The 26,631-nt window shown below is 37.1% G+C and carries 30 protein-coding genes; 20 read left to right on the top strand and 10 right to left on the bottom strand.

What is annotated here, in order from left to right; genetic code table 11:
• The first annotated feature begins 63 nt into the window (after positions 1–63).
• The 5 genes from ACQ5H4_RS13475 to ACQ5H4_RS13495 all read left to right on the top strand — a co-directional run bounded on the left by ACQ5H4_RS13475 (position 64) and on the right by ACQ5H4_RS13495 (position 3,843).
• Complete coding sequence (locus ACQ5H4_RS13475; RefSeq protein WP_430775519.1) at positions 64–141, top strand: YjcZ family sporulation protein; 78 nt, start codon at positions 64–66, stop codon at positions 139–141.
• A 156-nt stretch (positions 142–297) separates the two neighbouring features.
• Complete coding sequence (locus ACQ5H4_RS13480) at positions 298–1,317, top strand: ROK family transcriptional regulator (protein WP_430775451.1); 1,020 nt, start codon at positions 298–300, stop codon at positions 1,315–1,317.
• Between the two features lie 24 nt (positions 1,318–1,341).
• Positions 1,342–2,562, top strand: coding sequence for an MFS transporter (locus ACQ5H4_RS13485; protein ID WP_430775452.1), 1,221 nt, complete (start codon positions 1,342–1,344; stop codon positions 2,560–2,562).
• A 24-nt stretch (positions 2,563–2,586) separates the two neighbouring features.
• Entirely contained in the window at positions 2,587–2,967 is a 381-nt protein-coding gene (locus ACQ5H4_RS13490) for a VOC family protein (protein WP_430775453.1), read from the top strand.
• A gap of 189 nt (positions 2,968–3,156) precedes the next feature.
• On the top strand, positions 3,157–3,843 hold the full coding sequence (locus ACQ5H4_RS13495; RefSeq protein ID WP_430775454.1) for a hypothetical protein: 687 nt from the start codon (positions 3,157–3,159) through the stop codon (positions 3,841–3,843).
• A gap of 156 nt (positions 3,844–3,999) precedes the next feature.
• Here the strand turns inward: ACQ5H4_RS13495 and ACQ5H4_RS13500 are convergent, their stop codons facing one another.
• On the bottom strand, positions 4,000–4,254 hold the full coding sequence (locus ACQ5H4_RS13500; RefSeq protein WP_430775455.1) for a hypothetical protein: 255 nt from the start codon (positions 4,252–4,254) through the stop codon (positions 4,000–4,002).
• Between the two features lie 110 nt (positions 4,255–4,364).
• Positions 4,365–5,786, bottom strand: coding sequence for a sigma-54 interaction domain-containing protein (locus ACQ5H4_RS13505; protein ID WP_430775456.1), 1,422 nt, complete (start codon positions 5,784–5,786; stop codon positions 4,365–4,367).
• A 211-nt stretch (positions 5,787–5,997) separates the two neighbouring features.
• On the opposite strand from ACQ5H4_RS13505, the gene pruA reads away from it, so the two are divergent.
• The 10 genes from pruA to ACQ5H4_RS13555 all read left to right on the top strand — a co-directional run bounded on the left by pruA (position 5,998) and on the right by ACQ5H4_RS13555 (position 16,372).
• Entirely contained in the window at positions 5,998–7,542 is a 1,545-nt protein-coding gene (pruA, locus tag ACQ5H4_RS13510) for an L-glutamate gamma-semialdehyde dehydrogenase (protein ID WP_430775458.1), read from the top strand.
• Positions 7,543–7,559: 17 nt separating this feature from the next.
• Positions 7,560–8,765 (top strand): ornithine--oxo-acid transaminase, encoded by a 1,206-nt coding sequence (locus ACQ5H4_RS13515; protein ID WP_430775459.1) that lies wholly within the window; start codon positions 7,560–7,562, stop codon positions 8,763–8,765.
• Positions 8,766–8,811: 46 nt separating this feature from the next.
• Entirely contained in the window at positions 8,812–10,104 is a 1,293-nt protein-coding gene (locus ACQ5H4_RS13520; RefSeq protein ID WP_430775460.1) for a Glu/Leu/Phe/Val family dehydrogenase, read from the top strand.
• A gap of 83 nt (positions 10,105–10,187) precedes the next feature.
• Positions 10,188–10,445 (top strand): biotin/lipoyl attachment domain-containing protein, encoded by a 258-nt coding sequence (locus ACQ5H4_RS13525; RefSeq protein ID WP_430775461.1) that lies wholly within the window; start codon positions 10,188–10,190, stop codon positions 10,443–10,445.
• A 189-nt stretch (positions 10,446–10,634) separates the two neighbouring features.
• A complete protein-coding gene (locus tag ACQ5H4_RS13530) occupies positions 10,635–12,059 on the top strand; it encodes an amino acid permease (protein ID WP_430775462.1) in 1,425 nt (474 codons plus the stop codon).
• A 61-nt stretch (positions 12,060–12,120) separates the two neighbouring features.
• Entirely contained in the window at positions 12,121–12,420 is a 300-nt protein-coding gene (locus tag ACQ5H4_RS13535; protein WP_430775463.1) for a DUF3949 domain-containing protein, read from the top strand.
• 137 nt (positions 12,421–12,557) lie between these two features.
• Positions 12,558–14,222: an ATP-binding protein gene (locus ACQ5H4_RS13540; protein ID WP_430775464.1), complete on the top strand. Its 1,665-nt coding sequence runs from the start codon at positions 12,558–12,560 to the stop codon at positions 14,220–14,222.
• A 31-nt stretch (positions 14,223–14,253) separates the two neighbouring features.
• A complete protein-coding gene (locus tag ACQ5H4_RS13545; RefSeq protein ID WP_430775465.1) occupies positions 14,254–14,793 on the top strand; it encodes a DinB family protein in 540 nt (179 codons plus the stop codon).
• A gap of 73 nt (positions 14,794–14,866) precedes the next feature.
• Entirely contained in the window at positions 14,867–15,628 is a 762-nt protein-coding gene (locus tag ACQ5H4_RS13550) for a CBO0543 family protein (RefSeq protein WP_430775466.1), read from the top strand.
• A gap of 3 nt (positions 15,629–15,631) precedes the next feature.
• Entirely contained in the window at positions 15,632–16,372 is a 741-nt protein-coding gene (locus tag ACQ5H4_RS13555; protein WP_430775467.1) for a TerC family protein, read from the top strand.
• 50 nt (positions 16,373–16,422) lie between these two features.
• Here ACQ5H4_RS13555 and ACQ5H4_RS13560 read toward each other — a convergent pair whose 3' ends face one another.
• Entirely contained in the window at positions 16,423–16,728 is a 306-nt protein-coding gene (locus ACQ5H4_RS13560) for a DUF5634 family protein (protein WP_430775468.1), read from the bottom strand.
• 168 nt (positions 16,729–16,896) lie between these two features.
• On the opposite strand from ACQ5H4_RS13560, the gene ACQ5H4_RS13565 reads away from it, so the two are divergent.
• Positions 16,897–17,898, top strand: a complete 1,002-nt coding sequence (locus ACQ5H4_RS13565) for a DUF3231 family protein (protein WP_430775469.1) — start codon at positions 16,897–16,899, stop codon at positions 17,896–17,898.
• Between the two features lie 48 nt (positions 17,899–17,946).
• Here the strand turns inward: ACQ5H4_RS13565 and ACQ5H4_RS13570 are convergent, their stop codons facing one another.
• From ACQ5H4_RS13570 to ACQ5H4_RS13590, 5 genes are all read right to left on the bottom strand, one after another.
• Positions 17,947–18,516, bottom strand: coding sequence for a CBO0543 family protein (locus tag ACQ5H4_RS13570; protein ID WP_430775470.1), 570 nt, complete (start codon positions 18,514–18,516; stop codon positions 17,947–17,949).
• A gap of 139 nt (positions 18,517–18,655) precedes the next feature.
• Complete coding sequence (gene chrA / locus ACQ5H4_RS13575) at positions 18,656–19,831, bottom strand: chromate efflux transporter (protein WP_430775471.1); 1,176 nt, start codon at positions 19,829–19,831, stop codon at positions 18,656–18,658.
• A 16-nt stretch (positions 19,832–19,847) separates the two neighbouring features.
• The gene (locus ACQ5H4_RS13580; RefSeq protein ID WP_430775472.1) at positions 19,848–20,156 is read right to left on the bottom strand and encodes a PadR family transcriptional regulator; all 309 of its coding nucleotides are present in this window, start codon (positions 20,154–20,156) and stop codon (positions 19,848–19,850) included.
• 98 nt (positions 20,157–20,254) lie between these two features.
• Positions 20,255–21,157, bottom strand: coding sequence for an EamA family transporter (locus ACQ5H4_RS13585; RefSeq protein WP_430775473.1), 903 nt, complete (start codon positions 21,155–21,157; stop codon positions 20,255–20,257).
• Between the two features lie 178 nt (positions 21,158–21,335).
• Positions 21,336–22,304, bottom strand: a complete 969-nt coding sequence (locus ACQ5H4_RS13590; protein WP_430775474.1) for an NAD(P)-dependent alcohol dehydrogenase — start codon at positions 22,302–22,304, stop codon at positions 21,336–21,338.
• Positions 22,305–22,523: 219 nt separating this feature from the next.
• On the opposite strand from ACQ5H4_RS13590, the gene ACQ5H4_RS13595 reads away from it, so the two are divergent.
• The 4 genes from ACQ5H4_RS13595 (at position 22,524) to ACQ5H4_RS13610 (ending at position 25,099) form a co-directional block, all read left to right on the top strand.
• On the top strand, positions 22,524–23,411 hold the full coding sequence (locus ACQ5H4_RS13595; RefSeq protein ID WP_430775475.1) for a sulfite exporter TauE/SafE family protein: 888 nt from the start codon (positions 22,524–22,526) through the stop codon (positions 23,409–23,411).
• A gap of 163 nt (positions 23,412–23,574) precedes the next feature.
• Positions 23,575–24,030 (top strand): RrF2 family transcriptional regulator, encoded by a 456-nt coding sequence (locus tag ACQ5H4_RS13600; protein ID WP_430775477.1) that lies wholly within the window; start codon positions 23,575–23,577, stop codon positions 24,028–24,030.
• A gap of 213 nt (positions 24,031–24,243) precedes the next feature.
• Positions 24,244–24,408: a Fur-regulated basic protein FbpA gene (locus ACQ5H4_RS13605; protein WP_119707909.1), complete on the top strand. Its 165-nt coding sequence runs from the start codon at positions 24,244–24,246 to the stop codon at positions 24,406–24,408.
• Between the two features lie 118 nt (positions 24,409–24,526).
• Positions 24,527–25,099, top strand: a complete 573-nt coding sequence (locus ACQ5H4_RS13610; protein WP_430775478.1) for a DUF6944 family repetitive protein — start codon at positions 24,527–24,529, stop codon at positions 25,097–25,099.
• Between the two features lie 54 nt (positions 25,100–25,153).
• Here ACQ5H4_RS13610 and ACQ5H4_RS13615 read toward each other — a convergent pair whose 3' ends face one another.
• Complete coding sequence (locus tag ACQ5H4_RS13615; protein WP_430775479.1) at positions 25,154–25,759, bottom strand: LysE family translocator; 606 nt, start codon at positions 25,757–25,759, stop codon at positions 25,154–25,156.
• 107 nt (positions 25,760–25,866) lie between these two features.
• The gene (locus ACQ5H4_RS13620) at positions 25,867–26,589 is read right to left on the bottom strand and encodes a MurR/RpiR family transcriptional regulator (RefSeq protein WP_430775480.1); all 723 of its coding nucleotides are present in this window, start codon (positions 26,587–26,589) and stop codon (positions 25,867–25,869) included.
• Between the last annotated feature and the right edge of the window lie 42 nt (positions 26,590–26,631).

Genomic DNA, 26,631 nt, shown 5'->3' on the forward strand with positions numbered 1-26,631 from the left:
GCCCTTCCGATTTCTTTCTATCAGCATAGGATAGTATTGTAACGCTGAGGGAGGTGTTAATGAATGTATAACAATAGTTTTGCGTTAATCGTTGTACTATTCATCTTGTTAATTATTGTTGGTGCTGCATTTGTTGCCTAAATGGCATAGTGAATATGTATAAGAGTCAGCCTTAACTGGTTGACTCTTTTTGACTTTCATAAAATTTTGTTATTGTGTGCACGATTTTAGTGTGCTATTGTATTTTTGTAACTTATTAAAGATGTTTAATAAGTGTCTTGAAACGGTGGTGAATTGATGAGTGATTTAATTGCAACTCCGAAATCAATGAAAAACGTCATCTTAAAGGGTATTCGAACTGTTTTACTTGAACTTGGGAGTGCAACAAAAGTTGAATTAAGTAATAAATTAGGAATTAGTTTTCCTACGATTAGTAAATTTCTCATGCAAATGGAAAAGGATGGAGAACTGTTGGTCGTTGGCCTTGATGATTCGAGTGGAGGAAGAAGGGCTAAACGCTACTCATACAATCCCGAGTATATGCTGGGCTTGGCAATATTTTTAGAAAGTAATGAAACTCACTATACCGTTTTTAATTGTTTGGGAGAGGTAAAGAAGCAAGGGAACACATCAAGCGTATTAAAGAATAACGATTTAAGTCTGTTAACAAAATGTATTCAGGACATCATTACGGAGTATCCAGGAATATCTTCCATTGCGATTGGCGTACCTGGGTCTGTCGATAATGGTCGTATATTTTACATACCTGATTATGACCATTTGCAGAATTTTGATTTAAAAGGGTATTATGAAAATCTTTTCTCTATCCCTGTCGTAATCGAAAACGATATGAATGCAGCGGTACTTGGCTATTTTAAATCGCTCGGGAATACGGACAATCAGTCTCTCGTATACTTGTATTTTGGCCATAATGGTCCAGGTGCTGGTGTTTTGATTAATGGAGATGTGGTGCGTGGACGTTCCTTTTTCTCAGGTGAGGTATCCTTTGTTCCTCAGTACGAAAAACAAAACTTTTTTCAAGCCTTGGAAAACCGAACGGTATTTCTTGATGATCATACATTGGATGCGGTGAGTAGATTAGTAGCTACATTTGTTGCAATAATAAACCCTCATATGGTTATTTTTTGTCATGGTGAAGTGAATGAAAAGGTTCTTGAACAGATAAAAAAACAAAGTTCGATCTATGTTCCGAGTGAGCATCTTCCTGAACTAACCGAAAGTAACTGGAAGCAAGACTATTTGTTAGGATTACAGAATTTAGGGTTGGAGCTCATGATCACGAAAACAAATATATAAATAGACAATAGAGGAGTACTGCTAATGGCAACATTTTTCTTATTGATCATTTATTTGGCTTTTATTAGCTTAGGTTTACCAGATTCTTTATTAGGGGTTACATGGCCATTAATGCGATCAGAATACGAGGCACCAATGGAAATGGCTGGCTGGTTATTTATGATGATTGCAGGTGCCACGATTGTTTCAAGTCTATTTACAGGGAAAGTTCTTAATAGGTTCGGTACTGGTAAGGTGACTTTTATCAGCTGTCTCTTGACGGCTGTAGCCATTCTTGGATTTAATTTTGCACCTTCAATCATTTGGTTGTTTATTTGTGCAATCCCACTTGGATTAGGAGCAGGTTGCGTGGATGCTGCTTTAAACAATTATGTGGCTGCCCACTATAAGGCACACCACATGAGTTGGCTTCACTGTTTTTGGGGAGTGGGGGCTACGCTTGGGCCAATTATTATGTCTTCGTTTCTTACGGGAGATCAATCGTGGAGAAATGGATATTTTACTATAGCTGGTCTTCAATTTGGATTAGTCATTATTCTTTTCTTAACCTTGCCGTTATGGGAAAAGGTAGCTAGTAAATCGAACAACAAACTAAACACAGAAATAGATGCTTCTAACAGTCAGTCTACAAAAAATGAAAAGCCTCTTCAAATTAAGGGAGTAAAGTTAGCCATGGCTACTTTTTTATTTTATTGTGGTGCTGAAGCGGGAATAGGTCTTTGGGGAAGTAGTTATTTGGTAAACGTAAAGGATTTGTCAGTTGGAGTTGCTGCTCAGTGGGTTTCTTTGTATTATGGAGGCATTACGATAGGCAGGTTCTTGACCGGATTTATTACGCTAAGGGTGGATAACAAAACGTTAATTCGCTCAGGTCAGCTTACAGCACTTGCTGGTACGATCCTTTTGCTATTACCTCTACCTACGATCTTTTCCCTTGTAGGTTTAATATTAATTGGCTTAGGTTTGGCACCCATTTTTCCATGCATGTTACATGAAACTCCAACACGCTTTGGAAAAGAACATTCTCAGACAATCATGGGTTATCAAATGGCGCTTGCCTATACGGGAAGTACCTTTTTACCACCATTACTAGGATTGGTTGCTGCTCAAACAACGATTGGTATTTTCCCCTATGTGATCGTACTCTTTGCAATTGGGATGTTTTTGGCTTCTGAAAGGTTAAATAGAATCATAGTCGAAAGGAAGATCTTATTGAAAAGAAATACTGAATCAACTGCTATGTAACCCAAAAGGGAGGAGTAGAGAGATTTGAAAATTGAGCATATAGCCATCTGGGTGAAAGATTTAGAAAAGATGAAAGCTTTTTATGAAAGTTACTTTAACGGAAAATCAAATGAAAAGTATCATAATGTGAAAAAAGGCTTTGAATCATATTTTATTCAATTCGAGAGTGGAGCGCGGTTAGAGATTATGCGCAAAGTAGGTGTAGATAGAGAAGATACAGCTAACAGAATCGGTTGGGCACATGTCGCGTTTTCACTTGGCAGTAGAGAAAAGGTTAATGAACTTACGGCAAAGTTTCAAGCAGATGGGTATGTTCTCGTAGATGGACCGCGTCTGACGGGTGATGGCTATTATGAAAGTGTAATAGAGGACCCTGAAAGGAATCTTATTGAATTAACAGTATAAAACTTACTAAAATATGGCTGCCTTTTAGGGTGGCTTTTTTTGTTTTATTATGTTGGCCTAGCTATCCTCTACCAATGATAATAAAAGATCATTAGGACCTAGCTTTTATTGGGGCATTTTTTTTATTTAGGCATATGATGAAATGCATGATTAATTATAAATAGATTACATGAGTAGGAGGTTGTATCTATGTACAACTACGGCAACCCATATTACTATGCTTACAATTATCAACCCGTCCAACCGTATTATTATTATGAAGATCCATCTGTTTCTACAGTAAGACAACCAGTCGATTTAGGTACAAGATGGGAAGTGGAAGAAGGTGGCTGGAGAGCCGTTTGGACAAGACGAGGAAACAGCAATGTGTTTGATGGCAGATGGACGAGAGCTGGACAAACGCCAATTACCGCAGTATTGAGAATGACTGTGGACGGCAATTTCGTCTGTATTGCAAGAAGAAATAGTAGCGATGGAAACAATTGTCAGTACGTAGGTAGAATTGAAGGAAACAGAGTAGTAGGTAGTAATGTGTGTAACAGAGGTGGCGGGTCTTGGAGCGGTACGATCTTAAGAGGACCTGCAGAACCAGATTTAGGAAGAAGATGGGAAGTAGAAGAAGGTGGTTGGAGAGGAATTTGGACACGACGAGGAAATAGTAATGTATTTGATGGTAGATGGACTAGACAAGGTGCAACGCCAATTACAGCTGTCTTACGAATGCAACAACAAGGAAACCAGGTTCGAATCGAACGTCGAAATAGCAGCGATGGAAACAACTGTACCTACACAGGTAGAATCGAAGGGCGAAGAGCAACCGGAAATGTTACATGTGACCAAGGTGGAGGAAATTGGAGTGCTAGAATCACTGGATAATGAAATTGAGAAGGGCTACTAATTAGTAGTCCTTTTATTGTATAAATTGATGTTCCTATACTCGCTAAAAAATTTCATGTGCAGATTGAAAGGTGCAAGGTAGGAGCTGGCTGAACTGTCATGAATACAGTGGAGAGGGAAAATCTCCACTATATTTTATTCTGAAAAAGAGATAGGTGACCCCGTTGATGTGTGTTGATTCATCCAATCTAGAGTGACTTTTGATACCGTTTGCCAATCAGGGATTTCTGATTTGTGCTGCTCGACCCAACTCATGCAGAATTGTGAGTCAATGCCGTTTTCTTCGCATTGTTGTAAAAAGGTTTGGATAGTGGATTCTGTACAATTTTCGAATGAACCGCAAGTGTTTAAGAATATCTTTTTCATTCGAATTGAATTTTCCTCAACCATAATAAATTCCTCCCATCAATATTAGTTAGCAACTTAAGTATCTCCAAGTACCTATAAAATATTTCTAAAATATAAAAAATCGGAACCATCTCAAGATTCCGATTCACTAATCAATTAGATTCTATATTTAACTTTTTCATACGGTACTGTAGACTTTGTCGACTGAGTCCAAGTAAGTTGGCTGACTTAGAAATGTTAAAGTCATTTTTCTTTAGGATATGTTCAATATATGATCGTTCAAACAACTCCATTTGATCCTTTAGCGGGACGGTGACATCATTGCTCTCTTTAATAAAATGGTCCACTGTTGATAAAGGGATCATCATTTCTTTCATTTGCATTTTGCTTCGATATTGGAATGGTAAATGAGAGTATTGAATCTCTTCTTCATCCATAATAATGTTCATGGCAGCCTCAATGATATGTTCAAGTTCTCGAACATTTCCGAGCCAATCATATTCCATAAAGGATCTGGTCACTTCTTCAGATAAACCTTTCACATTCATTTGAAAACGTTCATTATACTTTTCAATAAAATGTTGAACAAGTAGGGGGATATCTTCCTTTCGATCCCTTAACGGTGGAACAAAGAGAGTGACAACTCCCAGTCGATAATACAAGTCTTTTCGTAAATGATCATTGGCAATCGCATCAATTGGGTCCTCATTAATATTGGCAATGACTCTTACATCTACTGCTGTATCCTTTGTGTCACCTACACGACGAATCATTTTTTCTTGTAGAACTCTTAATAATTTGGCTTGAAGATTAAGATTTAAGGAGTTGATTTCATCCAGTAATAATGTACCGCCATTTGCTTGTTCAAATAACCCTGGTGAGTCAACAGCACCTGTAAATGCTCCACGTTTTGTTCCAAATAATAGACTTTCTATTAAATTATCTGGTAGGGCTGCACAGTTTTGTGAAATAAAAGGAGCCGAAAACCGGCTGCTAGCATTATGAATACTCTGCGCAAACAGCTCCTTTCCCGTTCCGGTTTCACCAACAATTAACACATACGAAGAGGTTCTTGCAGCACGTTTTGCAAATTCAATTACTTCTTTAATCGCAGGGCTATTGCCGATTATATGATCAAATGTAAACCGAGTTGTCCCTTTTGTATTCATATTTCCTTTGATAAGGCGTTCTAGTTTGGTGACATCATTAGCAATTTCAACGGCTCCTTGAATTTCACCATCTTTAAAAATAGGGAAGGTATTGTTGATCGTTGTAATTTCTCGACCTTTATTGTTGAAGTACGTTTGTTTGACATTCGTGGTCTCTTTGCCTTCTTGAAGTGCTTGTACAAGAGTACTAGATTGATCGTCTTTAAACATAAACACATCTAGTAGATTTTTATCAATTACATCGTGTAAATCCATTGATTCCATCTGCATCATTTTTTTGTTATAGATAATGGTTTTTCCGGTTTCATCCACGGCATGAACGCCAACCTCTACCTCGTCTAAAATTCTCTCATATAATTTATTTACATATTGAAGATACGATAATGATTTCTTTGAATTCTCCATGAACGTTCTCCCTTGATTTAGTCTCATTACCAACTATTTAATCAAAACAAACTTCATAACGCAAAATATTTTTTGTATTTGTGACAAAAAATCGAAAATAGTGCAAAAAATTATTGCGTCTATTTAAAGAGAAACATTAATGTGACGCAGAAATAAGAGTTGGCACGAAACTTGCATTAAACATGTGGAAGAATCAAAAGGGGGAAAAATAATGAAACCTTATACACATGAACCATTTACTAATTTTTCGATTGAAAAGAATAAACAAGACTTTCAAGAAGCACTAATTTATGTTCAAACACAATTAGGAAAAGATTACCCAGTGATCATTGGAAATGAAGAAATTACAACAGAAGAGAAAATTGTTTCAATTAATCCAGCGAATAAGGAAGAGATGATTGGAACCGTATCTATGGCCAATCAAGAACTAGCGGAGAAGGCAATGCAGGCTGCATTGACAGCATTTGAAAGCTGGAAAAAGTGGAAACCTGAGCATCGTGCAAACATATTATTCCGTGCTGCTGCCATCATGCGCCGACGTAAACATGAATTTTCTAGTTATCTAGTAAAAGAAGCAGGTAAACCATGGAACGAAGCGGATGCGGACACAGCAGAAGCAATAGATTTTCTTGAGTATTACGCTCGTCAAATGCTGAAGCTGAAAAACGGCATGGATGTGCAAAGTCGTGACGGTGAGTACAATCAATTTCATTATATTCCACTTGGAGTAGGAGTCATTATTTCACCATTTAATTTTCCGCTTGCAATTATGGCGGGAACAACGGTTGCAGCGATTGTTACAGGAAATACGGTGTTATTAAAACCAGCCAATTCAACACCAGTCATTGCTGCAAAATTTGTAGAGTTAATGTATGAGGCGGGATTGCCTAAGGGAGTATTGAATTACGTACCTGGTAGTGGTGCGCAAATCGGAGATTATCTTGTTGATCATCCGAAAACTCGCTTTGTGTCGTTCACGGGTTCTCGTGAAGTAGGGTGCCGGATCAACGAGCGTGCAGCCAAAGTTCATCCTGGACAAATTTGGATCAAGCGAGTGATCGCTGAAATGGGTGGGAAAGACACGGTAGTCGTTGATAACGAGGCGGATTTAGATCTTGCTGCTGCTTCGATTGTTTACTCCGCATTTGGTTTTTCAGGACAAAAATGCTCTGCAGGATCACGAGCAGTAGTCCACCAAGATGTGTATGAGGAAGTGCTAGAAAAAGCGGTTGCCTTAACAGGTCTGCTGACGGTAGGAAGTCCAGAATTAAAAGAAACCTATATGGGACCTGTTATTGATGAAAAAGCATACAAAAAAATCATGGAGTATATTGAAATCGGCAAACAAGAGGGCATGTTAATGGCTGGTGGTGAAGGAGATGATTCTAAAGGTTTCTTCATTAAGCCAACCATATTTGCCGATGTAGATGAAAAAGCCCGCTTAATGCAAGAAGAAATCTTTGGTCCCGTTCTAGCATTCTGTAAAGCTCGTGACTTTGACCATATGATGGAGATCGCAAATAACACGGATTACGGACTAACTGGTGCCCTCATTTCCAACAACAGAGAGCATATCGAAAGAGCTAGAGAAGAATTTCATGTTGGAAATCTTTACTTCAACCGTACGTGTACAGGTGCTATTGTTGGCTATCAACCGTTTGGAGGTTTTAATATGTCAGGAACCGACTCTAAAGCTGGTGGCCCTGATTATTTACTATTGCATATGCAAGCAAAAACAACTTCAGAAACTCTATAAAATAAGGAGGTAACACAATGAATCAAACAACTTCAAAAACTACTAACATTATTGCACAAACTCAAAAATTTGGAGCAAACAACTATCATCCGCTACCAATCGTTATTGAAAAGGCAGAAGGTGTATGGGTGGAAAATCCGGAAGGCGATCGTTATATGGATATGCTGAGTGCTTATTCAGCAGTGAATCAAGGTCATCGTCATCCGAAAATCATTCAAGCTCTAAAGGATCAAGCAGATAAAGTTACACTAACGTCACGTGCCTTTCATAATGATCAGTTAGGTCCTTGGTACGAAAAGATTTGTAAGATAACCAAAAAAGACATGTCACTTCCAATGAACACAGGGGCAGAGGCGGTGGAAACAGCTCTAAAAGCAGCACGTCGTTGGGGGTACGATGTAAAAGGGATTGTAGAGAATCAAGCAGAAATCATCGCTTGTACAGGCAACTTTCATGGAAGAACTCTTGGGGCAGTGTCCTTATCATCAGATCCTGAATACAAGCGTGGCTTCGGTCCGCTTTTACCAGGGATTAAGTTAATTCCTTACGGGGATTTAGAAGCTCTAAAGGGAGCCATCACTCCAAACACTGCTGCATTCTTAATGGAACCAATTCAAGGAGAAGCGGGAATTCTTTTACCACCAGAAGGATTCTTAAAGGCTGCATCAGATTTATGTAAAGAACAGAATGTATTGTTTATTGCAGACGAAATTCAAGTAGGATTAGCGCGTACAGGGAAAATGTTTGCATGTGATTGGGAGGAAGTAGATCCAGATATTCTTATTTTAGGAAAAGCACTTGGCGGCGGAGTATTCCCAATCTCTTGTGTGGTCGCGAACTCTGATGTACTAGGAGTATTCAACCCAGGTTCACACGGATCTACATTTGGAGGAAATCCTCTAGCTTGTGCTGTGTCGCTTGCTTCTCTTGAAGTAATTGAGGAAGAAAAACTAGCTGAACGTTCCCTAAAGTTAGGAGAGTATTTCCTGAATCAACTAAAAACAATCAACAATTCGAAGATAAAAGAAATTAGAGGAAAAGGATTGTTTATCGGTTTAGAACTTACTGAGGCTGCTAGACCATACTGTGAGCAACTAAAAGAAGCTGGTTTATTGTGTAAAGAAACGCATGAAACGGTGATTCGTTTTGCACCACCATTAATTATAACAAAGGAAGAAATCGATTGGGCGTTTGAAAAAATTCAAAACGTGTTAGGTTCTTAATTGTTAATCGGTAACTAAAATTATTAATTCGACGAGGGGTAGAATGATGCCTAATAATACTGTGGTAAATGCGATCGAAAAGGATCATCAAAAGGAACAAGAATCTCTTAACTTGTTTTACTCAACGCAAACGGTTATCCAAAAAGCCTTAAATAAGCTAGGCTATACACATGAAATGTATGAATTGTTAAAAGATCCAATCAGAATGCTAACAGTTCGTATTCCAGTCCGTATGGATGATGGGACGGTGCAAATTTTTACAGGATACCGTTCACAGCACAATGATGCCGTAGGACCGACAAAAGGTGGAGTTCGTTTTCATCCGGAAGTAGATGAGGAAGAGGTAAAAGCATTATCCATCTGGATGAGTTTGAAATGTGGGATCACGGATCTTCCTTATGGAGGCGGAAAAGGTGGAATTATTTGTGATCCACGAAAGATGTCCTTCAGAGAACTTGAGAGATTAAGTCGTGGGTATGTCCGTGCTATCAGCCAAATTGTTGGACCAACAAAGGATATTCCAGCACCAGATGTGTACACGAATTCTCAAATAATGGCGTGGATGATGGATGAGTATAGCCGTTTGCGTGAGTTTGATTCTCCCGGTTTTATCACAGGAAAACCAATCGTATTAGGCGGATCAAAGGGTAGAGAAACAGCTACTGCCCGAGGAGTAACGATTTGCGTCGAAGAAGCGGTAAAGAAAAAAGGCTTTGAATTACAAGGAGCAAGAGTGGTTATACAAGGGTTTGGAAATGCAGGAAGCTATTTAGCGAAATTTATGCACGATGCTGGGGCAAAGGTGGTCGCCGTTTCAGATGTATATGGGGGAGTTCACGATCCAAATGGGCTCGATATCGATTATCTTCTCGATCGTCGCGATAGTTTTGGAACCTTTTCTAAAATCTTTGAAAACACGATAAGTAATTCTGAGTTATTAGAACTTGACTGTGATATTTTAGTACCTGCAGCTATTTCAAATCAAATTACCGCTCAAAATGCAGCCAATATTAAAGCGGAAATTGTGGTTGAAGCAGCTAATGGCCCAACCACTCTTGAAGCAACAACCATCTTAACAGAACGTGGAATATTGTTAGTGCCAGATATATTGGCAAGTGCAGGAGGAGTTACGGTTTCTTACTTTGAATGGGTGCAAAATAATCAAGGTTATTATTGGTCAGAAGAAGAGGTCGATGAAAAACTATCTAAGGTGATGATCCATTCCTTTGAAAATATATATCAAACAGCTGAGCTCCATCGTGTAGATATGCGCTTAGCAGCATATATGGTAGGGATTAAAAAGATGGCAGAAGCGGCTAGATTCCGTGGATGGGTATAAGGTGAGCAGTTATAAATAAGGTTACTGAACCTTTATTAGGCAGCCCTGTAAGTAAAAAAGATTTGTAAAAGGAGTGAACCTAGTTGCTAGGTAAAGTATGTGAATTTATTTATAGTCCTTGTTCCGGTACGATAGAGAAGGTTCTTACAGGGGAAAGTAACCATGTGTATGAATGGGAAAAGTTATTTGTTATTAAAAAGAATAACGGCTGTACAGAAGAAATAACAATTGGAATTAGTGGCCATATCACTTCTTTACATGTGAAAGAAGGCGAAGTTGTGGATCCTTTGACTGTACTAGCTACCATTCAGGATGACCTAATAATTACCGGATCTGATTAGAATTCAAAACTCTTTCCGATCAAACGGAAAGAGTTTTTTTGCATCCCTAATGCAAAATTCAATTTTTATGCAAAAATACTTGGCATAACAAGTTCGAAAAAAGTTCACAATTAAAGCTTTTCCATTTTGGCATAAAATTTGCATTGTATAGATGTAAACGCATACTTACAAGGGGAAAAGGGGGATATAATGCATTTGTCGGAAAACAACACTTCTCATGAATTAAAAAGAACAATGAAGACTCGCCACTTATTTATGATCTCACTAGGAGGGGTAATAGGATCAGGATTGTTCTTAGGGTCTGGCTACACGATTAGTGAAGCGGGTCCAATGGGAGCAATACTATCTTATCTAGTGGGTGGATTTATTATGTTTTTAACGATGCTGTGCCTTGGAGAATTATCTGTCGCCATGCCAGTATCAGGCTCCTTTCAAACATACACGACCAAGTTTATCGGACCAGGAACGGGATTTGCCCTTGGTTGGTTATATTGGCTCGGGTGGTCTGTAACGATTGCGTTAGAGTTTCTAGCAGCAGGGCAGTTAATGGAGAGGTGGTTCCCAGATGTTCCGGTTTGGATATGGAGTGGGATCTTTGCTGTCGTCTTGTTCTCCTTGAATGCATTGTCAGCTAGAGTTTTTGCGGAAGCAGAATTCTGGTTTTCTAGTATTAAAATATTAGCCATTTTACTTTTCGTTGTGTTAGGTGGAGCAGCCTTGTTCGGATTCATCGATTTAAAAGGTGGACAAGAAGCACCGTTTTTATCTAATTTCACAGCTCATGGCTTGCTTCCGAACGGATTTTCCGCGTTAATTATAACGATGATCGCTGTGAACTTTTCTTTTCAAGGTACAGAATTAATTGGGATTGCTGCTGGGGAAAGTGAAAACCCAGAGAAAACCATTCCTAGATCGATCAAGCAAACGGTATGGAGAACTCTTGTATTCTTTGTCCTGGCAATTTTTGTGGTTGCTGGATTAATTCCGATGGAAAAAGCGGGAGTGATTGAGAGTCCGTTTGTTGTCGTCTTTGATAGCATCGGGATTCCATATGCGGCAGATATTATGAATTTTGTTATTCTAACAGCCTTACTGTCAGTTGGAAATTCAGGTTTGTATGCGGCTACTCGTATGTTATATGCGATGTCAAAAGAAAAAATGGCAAGTCCAGTTTTAACAAAAGTAAACAAAAAGGGTGTACCGATGAATGCATTGATTTTAACAATGGGAATTTCTCTATTGTCACTTCTTTCAGGATTTTTCGCAGCAGAGACGGTGTTTGTATGGCTGCTTTCCATTGCTGGACTAGGTGCACAAGTTGGTTGGATTTCAATTACTGCTTCTCAAATTGCTTTCCGTAGAAAATATATACGAGACGGAGGTAAGCTAGAGGATCTAAAATTTAAAACACCGTTTTTCCCAGTACTTCCAATCATCGCACTAACATTAAATATTATTGTACTGGCTAGTTTAGCATTTGACTCAGAGCAACGATTAGCCCTATATCTAGGCGTTCCGTTTGTCATTTCATGCTACTTGATTTATCACTTCAAGATAAAAGATCAACATGAAAATAAGGAAGAAGCAAATTACCAAGTACGAAAAGTACAGTAATCATAAAAAAACAAGAAACCTTTATAATCCCTACACCGTATTTAATTGTAAGGAGCCAAAAATGCCGAGTCTTACAATGAAAGGGGAAAGTGTGATGGGTGTATACGTAGCTGTAGGGATTATAGGGACTTATATTGTATTATCATTATTACTAGTACCGGTGCAGTATAAGTATATAAAACAATTAAAAGAGACTCAGAAAAGAAACAAGGAAAGAGGAGTTTCTGTAGAAGACCACTATGATCAAATGAGCTTTGAAACACAGCAGTTACATTTTAATGCGCAAGGAAATCTCTTGTTCATAGGAGCTAATCTGTTAGCAACCCTTGTTTACAATTTGAAGTCTAAAGGAAAGAAGTAAAACAGCTTCATCACAGTGGATTATGTGCTGCCATTTTTGGCAGTTTTTTTAATTAGTTTGTACTATTCATAATATTAGAAATGAAAAAATACATTTTTTGCATTATACTTAACTTACTACGTATTGGTGAGGTATTTATGGAAAGTAAAATTGTACCTTTAACGAATTTGATAGACTTAAAAAATCATGCACATATATTGTATACATACAATAAGGTTGATAATTATATTGAAAATGCCATCTCATTTATCGTATCGGGGATTGACCAAGGTCATCACATCATTATGATTGAAAGCAAAGATACATATGAACATATGAAGGTAATATTAAAAGGGATGTTGACACAGGATGCTCTTGACTGTATCCATTTTCTTGATAATTATGAGTTTTATCGCCTATATGATGATTTTCATTGTGACTTAATCGTGAGTCATTTTTCAGATGTCATTACTCATTTTCAAGAAAAACATATGACCGTAAGAACGTGGGCAAATGTTTGCTGGAATAATGAAAGGGAAATTGAGTTGAAACTTGAGAGCTTTGAAAGAACCGCTGATCAATGTGTTCGACATTCCAATCTAATATCGGTCTGCGCGTATAACGGGAACAAAATAACCGCCTCTCTCCAAAACAGCATGCTAAAATCCCACGAGTACATTATGACCGATCAAGAATTAGTAAAATCTTATTTTTATAAAAATAATTCTGTTCCATTACCTTCTTTAACTATCGCAAAAGAAACCCAGCTAGAAGAAAAATTAATTGCTACAAAGCATCAATTGCAATCTTTTATCTTTCAAAATTTAGATCCAGTGGTCATCATGGATAAGAGGGACAAAGTCATTACAGTAAATGCTGCTTTTCAGACAACCTTTGGTTTCACTGCAAATGAAGTGTTAGGTCTAGACGCTAGTGAACTTCCTATCCTACCCGATGATAGAAAATTCGAAGTGATACTTAATAGAAGTTTTACTGTTCTCGGCGAAAAGGTAAAAGGGTATGAAACGATAAGAAAAACAAAAGATGGCAAAGTGCTTCAGGTTCAGTTGTCTTGTTTCCCCTTGCTTGATGAAAGGAATGAGTTGGATGGCTGGGCTGTAATCATACGGGATATTACCGAAAGAAAGCAAGCTCATGAGTTATTAATTAAGTCAGAAAAATTGTCCATTGCTGGAGAGCTAGCTGCTGGCATTGCACATGAGATTAGGAATCCAATTACTTCAATTAAAGGATTCCTTCAGTTGATGGAATCAAGTAACTTTGAAAAGCAGATTTATTATGACATTATGTCCTCTGAAATAACCCGGATAGAGCAAATTCTTAGTGAACTTCTTATGTTAGCAAAACCACAAGCCGTTCATTTTGCGCGCAAGGATGTTATGGTACTAATCAAAGATGTGGTTACGTTATTAGGACCTCAAGCAACGCTCAATAATGTTCAAATCATCATTGATATCAAAACAAAAGTAGCACAGATTATGTGTGAGGAAAATCAGATCAAACAGGTTTGGATCAATTTTATCAAAAATGCAATAGATGCGATGCCGGACGGAGGAAACTTAATCATACAACTGATTTCTAGTACAAAGCAGGAGTTAATTATTCGTTTTATAGATGAAGGAAACGGAATTCCTGATGAACTGATTTCAAAGCTTGGTCAACCATTCTATACGACAAAGGAAAAAGGGACAGGTCTTGGTTTTATGGTGAGTAAAAGGATTGTAGAGAATCATCTAGGTACTGTCACCATATGTAGTGAAGTAGGGAAAGGGACTACCATTGAAGTGAAATTGCCAATTTAACTAACATGTAACAATGAAAGGGGAATGAAAAATGAAACAAATGCTGGAGTCGACTGAATATGCAGCTTATTATTCCACGTATATAGACTTGGTACCTGAAGGAGATATGATAAGCATCTTAATGCATCAAATGGATGAAACATTAGACATTCTTAAGGACTTAACAGAACAGCAAGCTCATTTTTCTTATGAAGAAGGAAAGTGGAGTATCAAAGAAGTGATCGGGCATATTGCGGATACTGAACGAATCATGGGATATAGGCTATTATCTTTTGCTAGGGGTGAAAAAGCAGAGCTTCCAGGTTATGATGATAATAAATATGTAAAAAATGCTTCATTTAATTCGCAACCCTTACGAGAATTGCTTGAAAACTTTAAAATCATTCGGAAATCTACCTTGCAGTTAATAAGAAGTTTACCGAGTGAAGCGTTTTCACGTAGGGGTAACGCTAATGGCTCAGAGGTTAGCGTTCGGGCTTTAATATACATTATTGCTGGGCATGAACTACATCATCGAAAACTTATTATTGAGCGCTATTTGAGTTCTGAAGCGTACCCTAATACCCTCTAAGTTATTGCAAGGCATATTTTCGAACACAATGGGTAACGATACAGTTATTATTGTATTTTAAAGGATGATTCAATTGTCTAATGCCCGCCTTGAACAATTTGATAAAGCTGTACAACTCAGAGGAGAGTCAATTGATTTATTTATTAAAATTTGGAAAGAGTATCATTTGTATTCTACTTTGGAGTTCTGGATAATGGTGTCGGTACTTGTCGTTCCATTATTTATATTATTTTTTAAAATTGATAAAAGTAAAATCTTTTTAATTGGATTTTATGGGTATAGTGTTCATGTAATTCTTGCTTATGGTGATATTTATGGTATGAATTCAGGTTATTGGCACTATCCATTTCAATTAGTACCTGCCTTGCCAAGTATATCAGTAGATGCCAGTATTGTCCCGGTAGTTTGTATGCTTATGTATCAATGGACGTTAAATAATAATAAGAACTACTATTTATATGCTATTTTAACTGCAGGTGCTTTTGCTCTTGTATTCAAACCATTACTTGTTGGCCTTGGATTATTTAAACTTTATGGAAAGGCTAATTATATCTATTTGTTTGTAGGGTACGTTTTAATCTTTACTTACAGCAAAATTCATAACCAATGTATTTTTGTGGACCCAAAAAAAATATGGACCTCCAACCAAATAATATTGACCATACCTTTACAAAAAGTAAAGGTTTTTTTTATGGGAAAGTGTGTAAAAGAAGGAATAATATACATCCCTGTAGAATTAGTTAAACTTGTGTTTCTGCAAACAATAAAAGAAGAGGAAAGGGAAGTTTATCATCCACTAGATAAAGTAGTGGAACTGTTAAATAGGGGGATTTAATAAATGGAAGTATCATTATTGTTACAATATGGTTGGGTTTTGCTTATCTTGATTGTTCTAGAAGGATTATTATCTGCTGATAATGCCCTAGTCTTAGCGATTATGGCAAAGCATTTACCTGAAGAACAACAGAAAAAAGCGATAAATATTGGATTGCTTTTAGCATTTGTGTTTAGAATAGGGGCCATTTTCATCATTTCGTACCTGTTTCATGTGTGGCAAGTACAAGCAATTGGAGCAGCGTACTTAATTTATATTGCTTTAAAACATTTGTTCACGAAACACGAGCGTGAAAAAGATGCGAAAGGGAAAAGTTATCGTGCAACTGTAGCTTCCATTGCTTTAGCCGATATTGCATTTGCAGTGGATTCGATTTTGGCTGCCGTTGCTCTTGTTCTTGCGCTTCCAGACACGCCACTTGGAGATATTGGTGGAATGGACGCAGCTCAATTCATTGTAATCTTAATAGGTGCGATTGCTGGTTTAATTGTTATTCGATTTGCTGCAGCATTCTTTGTTAAGATCTTAACGGAACGTCCAAGTCTAGAGCGTGCTGCCATGCTACTAGTTGGTTGGGTAGGGATAAAACTCCTTATGCACACTCTTGCCCATCCATCGGTCCATATCATTTCACATGATTTTGTTGAAGGTCCGATTTGGAATACCATCTTTTGGTCTGTCATGTTAATAATCGCTCTTGGTGGTTGGTTCATGTCGGGCAAACAAAAAGCAGTTGGTCACTAAAATAAAGAGGTGCATGAATCCTTATTGGATTTGTGCACCTTTTACATGTATTAATGCAAGTGTTGAAAAGCTTCTTCTATGCTTACATATCCTTTTTTATCTTCGTAATTTGGTTCATCTGTTTCAATGGTCCATTCTTTAGTGATGAGTGCAAATTGCCCATCAGAATTCATCTTATATGTTTGATGAAGCATGTATGTCCCACCATTTTGATTAATGGTATAGCCCATATAATATTCTCCATTAGAACCTTGCTCTTCAAAAAGACCAATATCTTCTAACTGATATGTATTCATTAACGAGTGAAAAGATTGTTGTAATGTGTTCATGATTTCCTCACGTGTACCATATTCCAAATTAATCATCCTTTCGTGGTGTATGTAAAATAAATCCTCTATCAGTAGTAATATCCTACAAAGTTCAATTTATTAGGAAAAAAGTGAAATAACGAACCTTACCTTATAAATGCAATAGATATATGGAAAGATAAAATAACTACTCAAACATAAAGGGTGTTATATGTAATGGATGACAAGACGAAAATCCGGTTAACTGCAGCAGAAATGGCAATGTTATGGACTCAATTCATCAACGATACAGCTTCCATTTGTGTAATTAGTTATTTTTTAGAAAAAGTAGAAGATCCGGAAGTTAAGCCTGTCATAGAATTTGCTTTAAACGGTTCAAAACATAATATCTCTTTATTAAAGGAGCTGTTTACAAAAGAAAGTTTTCCGATCCCGATCGGTTTTACTGAAAGAGATGTACACGTAAGCGCACCGAGACTCTTCTCAGATACGTATTTTTTAATGTATTTAAGAAATATGTCTGTCCTTGGTATGGCTGCGGGAGCCGTGTCTCTTGGTATTGCCACAAGACCAGAGGTTGTAAAATTTTCCAAAAGTGTTTTGAAAACGGCAGTAGGATTACAGGACTTAACACGAGATTTAATGCTAAAGCAGGGTACGTATGTCCGACCACCCTTTATCTCCACACCTGATAAAGTAGATTTTGTTGAAAGGCAGAGCTTTTTAACTGGATTTTTAGGAGAAAAAAGATCACTTGTAGCACCAGAAATTACGATGTTATTTAATAATATCCAAACAAATGCGATTGGAAAAACATTAATTACAGGTTTTGCTCAGACAGCTCAATCAAGAGTGGTAAAAGACTACTTTATTAGAGGTAAACGAATTGCTCAAAAGCATATCGATATATTTAGTCTAAAAAAGGAAGATTTACCTGCTCCGATGACTTGGGATACAGCTCTTTCGGATTCGACCATACCTGTTTTTTCAGAAAAGCTAATGATGTTCCATGTATCTGGGATGATTGCGGCTGGTATTGGAAATTATGGTGCTTCTATGTCAGGGAGCCCTCGAAGAGATTTAGGTTTAAAATATGCATCTCTTATTCCTGAGATCGCCCTGTATGCAGAGGATGGAGCAAATATCATGATTAAGCATGGCTGGTTAGAGGAACCGCCTCAGTCGGACAATCGAGAGAAACTAATAAATGGGGAATAAAAAAGACCAAATGTAGGACCATACATTTGGTCTTTTGGTAGTTGTAGATTATTTACTACTTTTTTCAAAGTGAAAAAAGATATTTGTGACCCATTTGGATAATATCCCACCACTAATATACCAAAGGAACAAATGAAAGTAAGTAGCACCTTTTGATAGCTGAAATAAATCAAAATAAGATAAAATCGGTTTAAATATAAATGCAAATAGAGCGGCAACAATCAATACAGCAATATAATAATTTTTTTTTCGATTTAATGTCCATTGATAAACAAGCATGATTACAACGGGGATTAAAGATGTATCCAGCCCCATATTTATTGGTAATAAAGGAATAATTTTATAAGGATACTCCCAGTGTCCAAATCTTGTTGAGTAACCATCGATATATGTAGACAATATATGAGCGCTGTTTCCGAAAAAACCGATATGAAAGGCCTTTGAGCGATCGAGTTTAAAATAGAGAACGATTAAAGGAATAATTAAAAAGGCAATATTTAGCCAAAATTGCCATGTATCAAAACTAGAATACTCCTTCCAATAATCGACCCAATCGTGAGCTAACTTACTAGACGAACTTTTTAGATTTTCCAAACTTTTGGACTGTTCTTCATTCATGTAGATCCCTCATTATAGATATATAATTACCATTAAGTATAGTTTGTTAATAAATGTAAAATAAAATACTAAAAATGAAAAAAGAAGTCACGTGATTTGAATATAAAAAAGGACCAGCCACTGGCATAGTCCTTTGATATTATATAAGTGTCATGAGTGCTCCACCGATTACACCCGTCACAACAATGATCCATGGAGGTAACTTCCAGTAAACAAGCATACTGAATAAAATAGCCGCAAATGCAAAATCAATTGGAGTTAAAATGGAACTCGTCCAAATAGGTTGATAGAAGGCAGAAATTAGAATTCCTACCACGGCTGCATTTACCCCCATTAATGCTCCTTTTATTTTAGGGTTACGACGTAAGGAGTCCCAAAATGGTAAAGCTCCCAGCACTAGAAGAAAGGCAGGTAAGAAGATGGCGAAAGTGGCTAATAATCCACCTTGCGGGCCGCTAATAACCGTTCCTAAATAAGCAGCAAAGGTAAAGAGAGGACCAGGTACTGCTTGTGTAGCACCATAACCCGCTAAAAATGCCTCTTCCGTTAACATTCCAGTCGGAACAAATTCGCGTTCTAGTAGTGGTAACACCACATGTCCACCACCAAATACTAAAGAACCTGATCGATAAAAACTATCAAACAAAGCAACCCAATGAAGTGATGTGGCCTCTCTTAAAATTGGGAGCAATAGTAAAAGACTAAAAAATACTAGTAAGGTAAGAGCTCCAAAACGACGACTAATTGGAAATGCCATCTTTTGTTCATGTGTATCTGTTTGTTGTCTGTAAAGCAAAAAACCAAGAATTCCTGCAATGAAGATTACTCCAACCTGAGTAAAGGCTGTTTGCCAAAGGAGAGTTACAACAAGAGCAAATATTGCTAGTGCTTTTCTTTTTAAATCAGGAGTTAAATTGTTTGCCATACCTACTATCGCATGTGCAACGACTGCAACAGCAACAATTTTTAATCCATGTATCCAGCCTGCTTCACCCACTTCAAATTCACGAAGTAAAAGTGCAAATACCATAAGGGCTACAACCGAGGGAAGAGTAAAACCGATAAATGATACAATTCCTCCAAGAACTCCAGCCCTCATGACACCAATCCCAATACCAACTTGGCTACTTGCTGGACCTGGTAGGAATTGACATAGTGCGACTAAATCAGCATAACTTTTTTCATCTAGCCACTTTCTTTTGCGAATATATTCATTGTGGAAATAACCTAAATGGGCGATTGGCCCCCCAAAGGATGTTAATCCTAATTTGGTAGAAACAATTAGGATTTCCAATAATGATTTTAGTTGATTCATTATCTCACCTCTAAATTTAATCTTTGATTTCTTTGAATAATTCATAAGCCTTTTTTCTAGCTTCGTCTAAAATTTGTACGCCTTTCTCGGTTGTTGAATAATACTTTCGTATTTTCCCTTCAACGTTTTTCTCTTCTTTTGATAGTAATCCATACTCTTCCATGGAATGAAGAATAGGGTAGAGAGTACCAGAGCTAATATTGTAGCCATGTTCCTTTAGCTCCTCTAGCATCCACACACCAAAGATAGGTTTTTCTTTGGCATGATGCAAAATATGAATGTGAATAAATCCAAGAAATAGTTTCCTTAATACTTTGTCTTCCAAAGGTTCACCTCCAAATTATCAATATAGGAAACCGATATTGACTTTCGATATCGATTATAACAGTAAGCCCTAGTATTTCTTTTCATTACAAATAATATTTACAAAATCTTAACATTGTTAGGGTGCTTGCTAGCTTGATAAGTTATTATTTGCGGATAGGCAATGCCACACAAAATAACCAGAACACCTGACCATTGTATCCATGTCACTTGTTCTTGAAGTACCCAAACAGAAGCCATTACCGCTACAGGGAGTTCTCCTGCACTAAGAATACTAGTAAGTGTGGGGCTAATCTTAGGTGCTCCTAAAGAGAAAAGTAGGATTGGAATAACTGTTCCGAAGGCACCTAAAAGGAAACTGTAATACCCTATATCATCACCGAATGAAGATAATAATATTTTAGGTGTGAAAATGGTTAATAGGACTAATAAACCACCAGTAGATATGTAGAAGCTTCGTGTAATTAAAGGGAGTTGAGTTTCAACTTTTCCACTTAATAATATAAATAAGGTCATCATTACAGCAGCAAGTAAACCAAAAAATATTCCTAGCATATTTATTTCATCAATATTACCTCCAACAATTCCACCTGCTAAAAAAGTGCCGGCTAATAATAATACGATAGATAAAAGGGTGGATTTGGACGGCCATTTTTTTGTGGCTATGGAATGAATCACTATTCCCATCCATGTGAATTGAAAAAGTAAAATAATTGCTATTGAGGCTGCAATCGTTTGTAGAGAATAGTAGTAAAAAACTCCAGTCAATGCCGTACATGCTCCAACTGCAGCCAGACGAATAAACTGTTTCAAACTGATTTTTTGCCTGGAGAAAATAATCATTAAGATAAGCATAATTGCCCACCCAAAACCATATTGGCCGGTTGTTACTTCACGAAAAGTAAACCCTTCTTTATAAGCCAATTTCACAATCGTTGATAATATACCGAAGGAACATGCTCCTAGAAAAACATAAACAGAATTCAGGACCAAACGTAACAAGTTAGAACCCCTCCTAAAAAAATATAAAGAACCCATCTTTATTGTTTTAGTTTCCAGAAAACAATAAAAATGGGTTCTTTGAGTTAACAAAATTATACTTTTTATATAGGGATTGTGACAAGGAATATACTTCTATTTTTATAGATTATGAGGAGGAAACAAGCTTTTATCATTCATATCAAACGGTGATCACTACTTTACCTTGTGCATGACCTTCAGAAAAATAATTAAAAGCATCAGTAATCTCACTTAACTTATATGTTCTATCGATAACTGGCTTCACGCTACCTGCTTCCAGTAATTTTTTCATATAGATTAAGTCGTTTTTATTGGCTCTCTGAAGCATATTTCCAACTTTCTTCTTTCCTATGATTGATGTCCAAGGTGCTTGTAGCATGGTTTGAAATAACTGTTCTCCAGAACCTCCGACATGAAGAAAGAAGCCTTGTGGATTCAATGCTCTCTTATATACAGATAAGGGTTGACCTCCATTCACACCTAATATCAAATCATACTTTTCCTGAGATTGGGAGAAATTCTCTTTCTGATAATCGATGACATGATCAGCGCCTATCAACCGTAGAATTTCCACATTTCTTGAGCTACATACTCCGGTAACCTCTGCGCCAAGAGATTTTGCTAATTGCACAGCAAATGTTCCGACACCACCAGATGCACCGTAAATCAACACTTTTTGTCCGGGTTGAATTTTCCCTTTATTACGTAGAGCTTGCAAAGCAGTAACTCCAGCCATAGGAACTGCTGCTGCTTCCTCAAAGGTCATATTTTTCGGTTTTAACACAAGAGCTCCTTCAGGAACGCATACATATTCAGCAAAGCCACCCCAGCCGTAGGCAGATAGATCACCGAACACCTCATCACCAGGTTGAAATTGTTTTACTCCAGTGCCTATTGATTCAACTTCACCTGCAATGTCACCTCCAGGTATGGAGTATTTCGGTTTGAATAAACCAAAAGCTAATCGAGCCAAATACGGTTCGCCTTTTAGAAGAACTAGGTTTCCATAATTTACGGAAGAGGCATGTATTTTCACTAACACTTCCTCGTCCTTAGGAACAGGTTTATGTACCTCTTTTAATAAAAGTACATCAGAGTTACCATATTTTGTACAAACAACTGCCTGCATGTGAATACCTCCAAACTCAATCGATCTAAATAAAAATTCACCTAGTCAATAGATATTCCATCAAGCAGGACTTAAAAACCGATTAGGTTCTTTTTAACAAACAATAAGATTGTTTTTTTGAAATTTTTTATTATTTTTTAAATTCCTAGTTTACAGGTAGGGATAATGTGAATTATAGTATAGAAACAAAGTTACTTAAGGAAGATTGGAGGTTATGAAATGAAAAAGTTAATTGTATTTGCGTTTATTGGTTTATTTGCACAGCTAATAGACGGCGCATTAGGAATGGCGTACGGGGTGACGTCTTCATCCATGTTACTTGCCTTTGGAATTGCACCAGCAGTTGCATCCGCATCGGTTCATTTAGCAGAAGTGGTAACAACGGCTGCATCTGGAGCTTCTCACATTAAATTTGGGAATGTTGATAAACAAACTGTAGTCAGACTTGTCATACCTGGATCGATGGGAGCATTTTTAGGTGCTACATTTTTGAGTAATATTCCTGGTGACCTTGCAAAACCCTATATTTCTATTTTTTTACTTGCCCTAGGGGTATATGTTTTAGCTAGATTTCTATTTATGTTTAAAGTTGGAGAACAGCAAAATAATATTGGATTATCAAGGAAAAAATCCATTCCACTTGGACTGATCGCAGGTTTTGCTGATGCAACTGGTGGAGGAGGCTGGGGTCCCATTGCAACGCCTGTTTTACTATCTCAAAAAGGAATCAGTGCACGTAAAGTGGTTGGTACAGTTGATACAAGTGAATTTGCCATAGCCGTATCTGCTACAATTGGATTTTTAATCTCGCTTGGTTGGGAACAAGTAAACTGGTTGTGGGTAGGAGCCTTAATGATTGGTGGATTAATTGCTGCACCAATTGCTGCCTGGTTAGTACAAAAAATCCATGCTCAATTAATGGGTGTCCTTGTAGGAGGATTTATTATTCTTGTTAACTCAAGAACTCTTGTAACAACATGGATTGATCAGCCAAATGTGTATCCTTTTGTTTATGTAAGTATTGCTGGTATTTGGATAGCCTCGATTGTATATATCGTAATAAAAATCAAAAATACAAATACGAATGCAAGTGAAGTATTAAATTAAGTTTTCCTCCCCCCTAAAGATTACAAAGTAATTCATTTCATACGCAAAAGTCGACTGATTTACTCAACAATTATATGTTTATGGTAAAATGTTGACTAGAATACTCGACTTTCCGATCAAGTCTTGAATGATTGAATGAGGGAAAAAATAGGGGGAAAACGAAATGAAGGTTTCAAGTAAGGGAGAATATGCGCTAAGAGCATTACTTGTTCTTGGGGAACATCATGGAAAAATAGTATCGATTCAAGAAATTTCAGATAAAACATTGGTTACAGTAAGTTATTTAGAACAAATTTTATTAAAGTTAAAAAAATTAGGGTACCTGGATAGTAAAAGAGGTACAAATGGCGGATATATCCTAAAACGGGAAACAAGGGACATAAACATTGGTGAAGTCATTCGGGTGTTAGAAGGGCCACTTTCTCCTATGGGATGTGCATCCATTACGAAATACGAACCATGTCAATTAGAACCTGCATGTCAACTAAAACCGCTCTGGTCGCTTGTAAGAGACACCATCGCGTACGTGTTAGATCAAACAACTTTAGAGGATTTATTGGAGAATCGATTAACTTTGAACAAAGAGGATGATTTTCTTGCGTTCAAAAGGACAATTTGATGAGCAAGTACTAGAAAAAGTGAAGATTTTACTCGAGAACCTATAAATACATGCCGATCGGACAACCGAAGGCTCCTGTTAGTTAACTGTTCATGAAGATGGACGTTTCTAAGGGGCTTTTTATTTTATTCATAAAAACTTCAGTTTAGTTTTCTAAAAGTACAGTAGTAAGACTTGTTGGTAAATGAATAAACTAAACTGGAGGTATGGAGGATGTCAAAACAATTAAGATTAGCAGTAGAAAAAAGAAAGAATTATTTAATTAATTACTTAATCAAAGCAGGAATCTACAAAAAGAACGAGCAACATTTATTTGAACTAACACTTACAGACTTGGAGTTAGAGTATAAAAAGTGGAACCGAAACCGTAAGGAATAAGTATGGACCTTCTAATCGAAGGTCTATATTTTTTGAGTTAACTCATTAGTGAATGATCAAGGGTAACACGCCTATAGGAATTGAATATTATTTAACATACAACAGTAAGGAGTATGTTATGGACGATCAGGTCAAAGAAATATATGGAGCGGTGGTAGCCGCAATAGGTACCATACTGTCAGCGGTTGCAAGCTACCCAACGGAAAGCACTAGGATTATTGACTTATATAAAGATTTTGATATTGTTGGAAATACTCTACAAGCTGTGGGTAATGCACTTCAAGCAGATGGCCAAAAGGAGCCTTCTCTTGAGAAACTGGGAAATGAAATTCAGTCAATTGGAAATAGCACAGTACTTGCTGGACTTGTATGGAATATAGAAGATGATATTGAAGAGAAACTAGTCATTACAGGTAATTGGCTGCAAGCGCTAGGTGGGGCAGTGGCTTTGGGGGATGAATTTAAAGATCCAACTGCAGCTGGTCAAATTTATAATATAAATGGGAACTTACTACAGTCTATAGGGAACTCTCTTCAAGCTATCGGTGGTAGCATTAATCTTAAGGAAAAGCAGCTTTCAAAAGGGGAGGTGTCGGCTTCCTCGGGAGATTCTATTATTTTTGCAGGAAGTTGGATTCAAGCAGTTGGTTCCGTTCTCTCGGTAATTGGTCAAGTAAAGGAGGAAAGTTAGAGAAATAAGGTAAGGGGTGTTTAGTTAACTTGACACCCCCAGTATTTTTGGGGATTACCTACTTAAAAGTAGTAATTTAATCCCCAATCCAGCAAAAATAGTTCCTTTAAAATAATTTATTATGTTAGATACAATGACATTTCCACTTAATTTGTCCCTTAGTCGCGAAGAGAATAATGAGACAATAAAAAACACAATAAAGGTTTCAATGATGAAAATCATACCTAAGAAAAAGATTTGAAACGATTCATCACCCGTACCTACGTGCACAAACTGTGGTAAAAAGGTTAAAAAGAAAATAGGCATTTTTGGATTAGCAATATTCGTTATAAAACCTTTTCTAAAAAAGCCCTTTAATGGAGCACCATCAGGTTCCAATTGCGTAGGTTCACTTTTTTCACGAAAAGATTGAATAGCTAAGAATAGTAAATAAACGGCTCCACCATATTTGATTACCTCAAAAACAAAGGGTGATTTTTGAACAATAATGGACAAGCCAAACGCAGCAAGTAAGGTATGAATAAATGTTCCAGTTAAGGAACCTAATATCGTACGGACTCCTGCTTTAATACCTGATGATATACTTTGTGTAAGAACAAATATCATATCGGGACCAGGTATTAGAATGATAGATAATGACATGCAAATATAGAAAAACATCGTATTACTCCTTCAATTTTCTTTTTTACATATTAAAACATAGAAAAAGAAAATCTCTCAAGAGAGTCTACTAATGTGTTAGCAATCTACCAAACTAAAGAAAGGGTCTAGCTTTGTCTATGTACTTCACGTGCGAGAGATTCTAGAATATACACGACAGGCACTTGAGTGGTAATATTGGCTTTTTCATAAATTTCTTCTGTCACGTAATAGGCAATGTTTACATCAGATATTTTGGCAATCGTTGAACGTGTGTTATTTGTGATGCTAATAATGGTACTTCCTTCTTGCTTTAATTGGTTCAAGTGTTCAATCGTAAAAAAGTTTTCACCAGACACGGATAGCGCGATCGTCACGCTTTTATCGTGGTGTTTGGAATGAAGCTGTAAGAAGGGATCCTTTATATAAAGTGAAAATTTCCCTAAACTCGAGAAATATCGAGCTCCATATTCAGCAACAATCCCTGAACTACCACTTCCGATAAAAAGAACATGATCCGCTTCTGCAATCAGCTTTGCTGCCTCGATAATTTTCTCTTCTAAATCACCATTTAATGTCCGCTCGAAAAACTCAACTACTGAATGGTCTGAGTTCTTTAATGTTGCTTTTTTCTCTTCGCCTAGATGCATTTTAAGCTTCACTTTAAACTCTGAAAAACCTTCGCAATTAAGTTTACGGCAAAAACGTAAGATGGTTGCTGTAGAAACATGTGTTTCATCGGCTAATTCGCGTATTCTCATATAGGCAACTTTCTCACCATGTTGGCAAACATAATTATATATAGATGTTTCTAATTCATTGAATGATTTAATGACCTCATTTGTAAACATGAAAGGGGACCTCTCCTTAGAAAAAGCAACTTTAAAATCATA

Source organism: Bacillus coreaensis, assembly GCF_050586445.1.
Taxonomy (GTDB): domain Bacteria; phylum Bacillota; class Bacilli; order Bacillales; family Cytobacillaceae; genus Robertmurraya_A; species Robertmurraya_A coreaensis.

Coding starts and splice junctions, on each gene's coding strand:
- ACQ5H4_RS13605 (WP_119707909.1), top strand. CDS start 24,244: ATGTCAAAACAATTAAGATTAGCAGTAGAAAAAAGAAAGAATTATTTA.
- ACQ5H4_RS13600 (WP_430775477.1), top strand. CDS start 23,575: ATGAAGGTTTCAAGTAAGGGAGAATATGCGCTAAGAGCATTACTTGTT.
- ACQ5H4_RS13520 (WP_430775460.1), top strand. CDS start 8,812: ATGCCTAATAATACTGTGGTAAATGCGATCGAAAAGGATCATCAAAAG.
- ACQ5H4_RS13555 (WP_430775467.1), top strand. CDS start 15,632: ATGGAAGTATCATTATTGTTACAATATGGTTGGGTTTTGCTTATCTTG.
- ACQ5H4_RS13530 (WP_430775462.1), top strand. CDS start 10,635: ATGCATTTGTCGGAAAACAACACTTCTCATGAATTAAAAAGAACAATG.
- ACQ5H4_RS13480 (WP_430775451.1), top strand. CDS start 298: ATGAGTGATTTAATTGCAACTCCGAAATCAATGAAAAACGTCATCTTA.
- ACQ5H4_RS13565 (WP_430775469.1), top strand. CDS start 16,897: ATGGATGACAAGACGAAAATCCGGTTAACTGCAGCAGAAATGGCAATG.
- ACQ5H4_RS13570 (WP_430775470.1), bottom strand. CDS start 18,516: ATGAATGAAGAACAGTCCAAAAGTTTGGAAAATCTAAAAAGTTCGTCT.
- ACQ5H4_RS13495 (WP_430775454.1), top strand. CDS start 3,157: ATGTACAACTACGGCAACCCATATTACTATGCTTACAATTATCAACCC.
- chrA (WP_430775471.1), bottom strand. CDS start 19,831: ATGAATCAACTAAAATCATTATTGGAAATCCTAATTGTTTCTACCAAA.
- ACQ5H4_RS13595 (WP_430775475.1), top strand. CDS start 22,524: ATGAAAAAGTTAATTGTATTTGCGTTTATTGGTTTATTTGCACAGCTA.
- ACQ5H4_RS13500 (WP_430775455.1), bottom strand. CDS start 4,254: ATGGTTGAGGAAAATTCAATTCGAATGAAAAAGATATTCTTAAACACT.
- ACQ5H4_RS13610 (WP_430775478.1), top strand. CDS start 24,527: ATGGACGATCAGGTCAAAGAAATATATGGAGCGGTGGTAGCCGCAATA.
- ACQ5H4_RS13540 (WP_430775464.1), top strand. CDS start 12,558: ATGGAAAGTAAAATTGTACCTTTAACGAATTTGATAGACTTAAAAAAT.
- ACQ5H4_RS13535 (WP_430775463.1), top strand. CDS start 12,121: ATGCCGAGTCTTACAATGAAAGGGGAAAGTGTGATGGGTGTATACGTA.
- ACQ5H4_RS13615 (WP_430775479.1), bottom strand. CDS start 25,759: ATGTTTTTCTATATTTGCATGTCATTATCTATCATTCTAATACCTGGT.
- ACQ5H4_RS13545 (WP_430775465.1), top strand. CDS start 14,254: ATGAAACAAATGCTGGAGTCGACTGAATATGCAGCTTATTATTCCACG.
- ACQ5H4_RS13590 (WP_430775474.1), bottom strand. CDS start 22,304: ATGCAGGCAGTTGTTTGTACAAAATATGGTAACTCTGATGTACTTTTA.
- ACQ5H4_RS13475 (WP_430775519.1), top strand. CDS start 64: ATGTATAACAATAGTTTTGCGTTAATCGTTGTACTATTCATCTTGTTA.
- ACQ5H4_RS13505 (WP_430775456.1), bottom strand. CDS start 5,786: ATGGAGAATTCAAAGAAATCATTATCGTATCTTCAATATGTAAATAAA.
- pruA (WP_430775458.1), top strand. CDS start 5,998: ATGAAACCTTATACACATGAACCATTTACTAATTTTTCGATTGAAAAG.
- ACQ5H4_RS13515 (WP_430775459.1), top strand. CDS start 7,560: ATGAATCAAACAACTTCAAAAACTACTAACATTATTGCACAAACTCAA.
- ACQ5H4_RS13620 (WP_430775480.1), bottom strand. CDS start 26,589: ATGTTTACAAATGAGGTCATTAAATCATTCAATGAATTAGAAACATCT.
- ACQ5H4_RS13485 (WP_430775452.1), top strand. CDS start 1,342: ATGGCAACATTTTTCTTATTGATCATTTATTTGGCTTTTATTAGCTTA.